This window comes from Pandoraea iniqua (assembly GCF_902459685.1).
Lineage (GTDB): Bacteria > Pseudomonadota > Gammaproteobacteria > Burkholderiales > Burkholderiaceae > Pandoraea > Pandoraea iniqua.
The window spans coordinates 365,945-371,944 of record NZ_CABPSF010000006.1; the positions used below are offsets into that span (position 1 = coordinate 365,945).

A 6,000-nucleotide genomic window follows, 5' to 3' on the forward strand; every position below is an offset into this window, starting at 1 on the left:
CGAATCGGTTGATGGGAAGGGCCGTGTCAGCCGTCGCCTGCGCAAGCCGAAGTTCTGGGTGATTCTTGACAGCCTTGACCGCTGACCCTCTACCCAATCTTGAAGATCGTTATCAGTCGTAGAGCAATATTCAGACAGCACTCTTTCCATGCATCGGTACCTGTTTTCTTCAAGTGATGATATCTCGCGGGATGAGCGTTTCCGTGCCCGCCAATGGATGTTCTCGAGGACCGCTCCAGCGCATATGGAAATCCGGCACCTGATTTCGTTCGTTACGGTATTTGAAGAGCGCTGCTTAGTGGGAGCGGCGAATCGCTTGGCTCTTCCTGTGGAGTCGATAGAAGCATCTATCCGATACTTGGAAAGAGACGTCGGCGCGCAGTTCTTTGAGATTGGGGAGGGGGGCGTCTCTGTCACTGATGCTGCGCGAGCGTGGTATCCAAAGGTTCGCCGCCTTGTCCGTGAGGTCGCGTCCTTGGTGGTCAATGTCCCCTGTGATCAACCAGCTTCGCACCTCGTGATGGGGGTGAGCTCCGATGTGGCTTCGTTAGATGTATCCGCGGCCGTCGAAATGATTCGCGATGCAGTTCCTTCTGCGCGCGTGAAATTGCGTTTTGGCGAGAACGGGCAGATATGGTTCGGCACGGACGAATTCCGTCGACAGCAAGACGAGTTCTTTCCACTATGGTCGGAGCCATTTGTTCTCGCAATACCGTTTCACCGGGAAGCGGCGGCAAAATCAGGAAGTCTTCTGGGGCGACTCGACGAGAGAGACTGGGTGACGTGCCCGGCACATTCGTCTCACGCGACGCTTTTGGAGTTCGACGGCCGGAGTGGCGACGTCACTCCGGCGGCAGAAGCTGAATCATTTGAGCTGGCGCTAAGCTTGGTTGCTGCGGGTGTTGGGGTCGCCTATGCGCCTAGATCGATGGTGGCTCAGCACCCGGAGCTCTATGGGCTATCTGTCCCGGGGCTTAACCTTTCTAGGAATATCGGGATCGGTATTCCTCGCGCTTCATTGGTCGATTTTGGTGTCATGGAGCTCTATACCCGATTGAGGGAGCGTTCCAAGTTCGATGTTACTTCGGAGCAAGGGTAGCTGCGGCGCGTTTGAGGTCGCGGGGTAGCGTGGACCGATGCCGCAGTTGATGTACGTCGTGAGTAGATCCCGAATTTGCCCCAGTCCCGCACCTGAATTCATTGCTGCAACGGCTTCGTTCTTTAGCGCCCGGAATTGTCTCGCGAGGTGAACGCAACGCGCGGCAGGGCGGTAGAGCTGGAAAACGACGCGCATAAGCCTCCGCGTTTGTTCGCGGCCATAGTGCTTTTCGAGTTGCAGTTCTAGGGCAATCTTGGTTGATCGGGCCTTGCTGTCAGGAGGAAGCATCTCGTAGGTTGACGTCTCTCCTGCTACTCGTGCCAGTTCGGTGCAGTTTTCCTTGTTCTGGACGCCGGTGCGGATTGTCTCCGTGCCCGCTGTCGAATTCTCCATTTTTTTCATCGTCGCAGATCCTTATCCTGAAGTTGAGGATAGTTCCCTCGTTTGAAAAATAATCGTTCGGCACGAATCATTTCGTCGATGAGGGAAATCGCAATTTGCGGAATGTGCCTTGCGCGGTGAGGTAATTCGTCAGCGACAACCGAGGTGAGTGTTCAACTCGCCGACCAAACTCGACGGATTGGGGGGGGGCAACGACAGACGGTCCAACGGCTGCTGACGTCGACCAAGTAACACCTGGCCCCCATGTCTCCCCGCTGACGCGATGTCGTTATTTCATTGCGTCGCGTTTTACATGCGGCGATATGTGAACGTTGCTTCGTAAAGCGGAGTAGTCGATCTTTTTTTGCGGATGCTGCAATGGCTAAGCGAACTCACTTTTGGCTTGCGTGTATTCGGTCGTCTAGAGAATCGCGTTGCATATTCAAAAGTACTTCCTTGAACTTCAATGCTGGCGTGGAGCGATGCTTGATAACCTCAAATGAAGCGGGAGGGAGTCTGTAAGGAGTGTTTGGTCATGTCACGTCATTTGTCGCTCATATTTCGGCGCAAGTCCCGTTCCAAATTGGTGTGGGTGGCGCTTCAGGTTTTTGCCGTTTTGTTGGTGATAGTTTCGTTGGAGTCGATCTACTTGTGGGGATGCTGGCAGTTCGACGTCACTGTTCGGTGAGTTAAATGTAGGGGGGGCTCAAATGGGGACGAGCCGAGAATTCTCTCCTTCCATTTCAGGCGATCAGCAACGAAAGTTGGCGCTAACGGACACGCAAGGCGCCCATGTCGCGGCCACCGACAAGAATTTGCTACGGTGACGCCCGCATCCGCTTGCCGATTCGAATCTCTCCGTCGTGCGAAACATGGCGGCGCTATGTCGAAGTTGGGTATTGAGTGAACGGGGCACGGAAAACCCAGGGATTCGTCGATCTAGCCGTGTGCTGGACGACGAAATCGGGCGATTCCGTATTCGCTTTGAGTTGCGCTGCCTGATCTTTCAAGTGAAGTCCGTCGGAGCGGTAATGCTATGTGCGCCGGTCCGCGAATTTTCACTGACGATTTCTCCCATAAACCAAGAAATTCCAGGGAGTTTCGCGAGGTTATTCGCATTTTTCCTCTTTTTGCGGTATCCCGCGATGACGTGCGTTGCACACTCCTGTCCTTTGCCTATTTGAGATTGCGCTTTTGAAAGTGCAACTCGTGCAGCAATTCAAACGAGTAGTCCACTTATCCAAACCGCGGTCTCGTAAGACCTCCTCTACGCTCGACGGGTATAAGGCGTTCGCCCTTCGCATCGTTTTCTGTTGCCTGTCGATTTCGGAATGGTCGGGGCGTTTGAGAAGGGGGCTCGTTGGGGGGGGGCTTCCATTGAACGAGTGGGTGCGCAGCTTTCTGGTACCCCGACAAAATCAAGAGGCCAGTCCATAGGAGTTAGCACATGAACAAGAATCGACATCGAACTGTATTCAGCAAGCGACTTGGAATGCTCGTAGCTGTGGGGGAGCATGCAAAGAGCGTCGGTCGGGGTAATGGCCAAGCGAAGGGGGGGGGGCGTTAGCGTGCGCGTGGTCCCGAATGTAGGCTTCAAGGCGGTCGTGATGGCGGTGTTGTGCGCATTGGCTCCGTATGCCGCTCCTGCTTTTTCGTATCAGCGTATCGACAGTGGTGTGAGCGTGGATGTGCCGGGCGTAGAGCATGGCTCATTGTGGGACGTGAATGACGATCTTATTGTTCTCGGGCAACTAAACGTCAATTCTGGCGGCACCGTTACGAATCTAAACGCTGATATTAACGCTGGTGGCACCGTCACAGTAAGCGGAGTCGGGTCCATATGGAATAGTAGTACCGGTTACCTCTACGTTGGCGATGGAGGAGCTGGCACTCTGAACATCAACAATGGCGGACAGGTTACCCAGACCGGCAATACCTTTGCGATTGGCTTTCGAGCAAGCGGTGTGGGCACGGTTACCGTCAACGGACAAGGCTCCAAGCTGACGAGTTCAGATGATTTCGAAATTGGGAGAACCGGTGCCGGCACATTGAACATCGAGGACGGCGGTACGGTCGATTCCCGTACTACTGCCGTGATCGGTAATAATGGTGATGGCGTCGCCACGGTCACCGGGCGGAACTCAAACTGGACACATACTGGCACGTTTTCAATTGCTCAGTTCGGCACGGGCACTCTCACAATTGCGGAAGGAGGTATGGTTAGCGTTCAGGGCCAGAGCCGTGTGGACATTGCGAGTGGGGCGGGGTCTACGGGCGTTCTGAACATTGGGGCCGCTCCGGGGAGCGGAGCTGTTGCCCCCGGTGAGTTGCAAGTGGATTCTGTTGCTTTCGGCGCGATGGGTGGCGGCACTGGCACAATCAACTTTAACCATACCGGTGATCACTACTTTTTTGGTGCGGATATAAGCAGCTACGGCGGTACCGCCACAATCAACCAGATTGCTGGCACGACCATCTTTACCGGTGATGATTCCGGCTTCTCCGGCATTACGAATGTCAAAGGCGGCACGTTGCTACTTGGGAATGGTTCGAAACTGGGTGGCACACTCAACGTTATGGCTGGTGGCACCTTCGGCGGTGACGGTGTGGTCCAAGGAGGGACATCATTTGCCAGCGGCAGCACGCTTTACGGTCAAAGCGGTCAACAACTTACCTTTCAAAACAATCTGGTTGTGCCTGACCAGGTCAATGTTGTGTTATCCGGCGGGCCATCGACTCGCTCGATATTCAACGTCCAAGGTGACCTGAATCTGGGTACCAGCCAACTCAACATCGAGGATGGTAGTGCGATGGACGTTGGTGTCTATCGTATCTTCGACTATTCGGGCGCGCTCACCGGTACGATGACCATCGGCAACGTATCCGAAGGAGATGCGTCGTTTTATCAACTGCAAACGCAGCAGCAAGGGCAAGTTAATCTTGTTAGCACGTTCGGCCGTCAGTTCTTCTTCTGGAATGGCAGCACGCTCACCGGTGACGGTACCATCCATGGCGGCAACGGCACCTGGAATGGCACCACCACCAACTGGACCGGTGCGGACGGGCAGATCAACACCAAGTGGTCTGGCAACGGCTTCGCCGTGTTCAGTAACGGAGATACCCCGACCAGCAAGGGCGGCGTAGTCACGATCGATAGCGGCTTTACACCCAGCGTGAATGGCATGCAGTTCATGACCGATGGCTATGTGCTTCAGGGCGGCGCCCTCACGCTTGGTGGTAAGGATGATCCGCTCATCATCGTCGGTGACGGCGAAGTGGATGACACCACCAAGACCGCCACGATCAACTCTGTCATTCAGGGCACTGACGGGCTGACGAAGTCTGGCCTGGGTAACCTGGTGCTCGGTGGTGTAAATACCTATACCGGCACGACCACGGTGTCGCAGGGAACGCTCACGCTGGGCGAGGGCGGCAGCATCAATGATCAAAGCAATATCGTGCTGGCGGCGACGCGCTACGGTCACGGCACGCTGGCCATCGATAAGACGAGCGACTTCACCCTGGCCAACCAGATCAGTGGGGCAGGTGACGTGTTTCAGCGCGGTACCGGTACCACCACTTTCTCGGGGGACAACAGCTTCACCGGTGGCCTGACGGTTGAACACGGTACAGCTAAGGCCGGCATCGCGGATCACGCGTTCGGTGCAGGGATGCTCACCGTTGAGCAGGATGGTACCGCGGATCTAGCCAACCTGAACCAAACCGTGGGCGGGCTCACGGGTGAGGGCCATGTGGCCCTGGGTTCGGGTACCCTCACTCTCGAGCAGAGCACAGATACGACGTTCTCGGGCGCGATGGACGGCACGGGTGGACTCACCAAGAACGGTGCCGGCAAGCTGACCCTGACGGGGACTGGCACCTATTCGGGCGATACCGCGGTGAACGGCGGCGCTCTGGTGCAAGGCGCTGAGGGCGCGTTCTCCTCGGCTTCAAACTATTCCGTTGCCAATGGCGCCCTGATCGATCTGGGCGGCTACTCCACCAACATGGCTGGCCTGTCGAATAGCGGCACGGTGAATTTCGGCGGCACGGGTGGCACGGTGCTCAATGTCGCGGGCGACTATAACGGCAATGGCGGCACGCTGGTGCTCAATACCGTTCTGGATGGCGATAGTTCCAAGACCGACATGCTCAAGGTCGGAGGCAATACGTCGGGCTCGACGAATCTGAAGGTTGTCAATCGCGGTGGCCTGGGTGCCCAGACGGTGAGCGGCATCGAGGTTGTGGACGTGGCCGGTCAATCGAATGGCACCTTTTCGTTGCTGGGTGACTACGTGACCAAGGACGGCAAGCAAGCCGTGATGGGCGGTGCGTATGCGTACACGCTGCAACAGGGCTCGGGTGCGGGCAACGGGGATGGTAATTGGTACCTGACCAGCCAGATGGGTGATGACCCGCCGGGCCCGGGGCCGAGCCCGGATCGCCGTTATAGCCCTTCGGTGCCAGTCTACGAGGGGTATGTCGCGACGCTGCAAGCGCTGAACAAGCTGCCGACACTG

3 protein-coding genes are annotated in these 6,000 nt (G+C 56.4%); all 3 read left to right on the top strand.

All coding sequences use genetic code 11. The features are described from left to right. The first annotated feature begins 148 nt into the window (after positions 1-148). Complete coding sequence (locus PIN31009_RS21010; protein WP_150740271.1) at positions 149-1,099, top strand: LysR family transcriptional regulator; 951 nt, start codon at positions 149-151, stop codon at positions 1,097-1,099. 1,828 nt (positions 1,100-2,927) lie between these two features. Further along, on the top strand, positions 2,928-3,047 hold the full coding sequence (locus tag PIN31009_RS28485) for an ESPR-type extended signal peptide-containing protein (protein ID WP_150740272.1): 120 nt from the start codon (positions 2,928-2,930) through the stop codon (positions 3,045-3,047). Position 3,048: 1 nt separating this feature from the next. Further along, a partial coding sequence (locus PIN31009_RS21020) for an autotransporter outer membrane beta-barrel domain-containing protein (protein ID WP_174997310.1) occupies positions 3,049-6,000 on the top strand: 2,952 nt, incomplete at its 3' end.

Bases quoted from the DNA above. Each gene is read 5' to 3' on its own strand.
- PIN31009_RS21010 (WP_150740271.1), top strand. From the start codon at position 149: ATGCATCGGTACCTGTTTTCTTCAAGTGATGATATCTCGCGGGATGAG.
- PIN31009_RS28485 (WP_150740272.1), top strand. From the start codon at position 2,928: ATGAACAAGAATCGACATCGAACTGTATTCAGCAAGCGACTTGGAATG.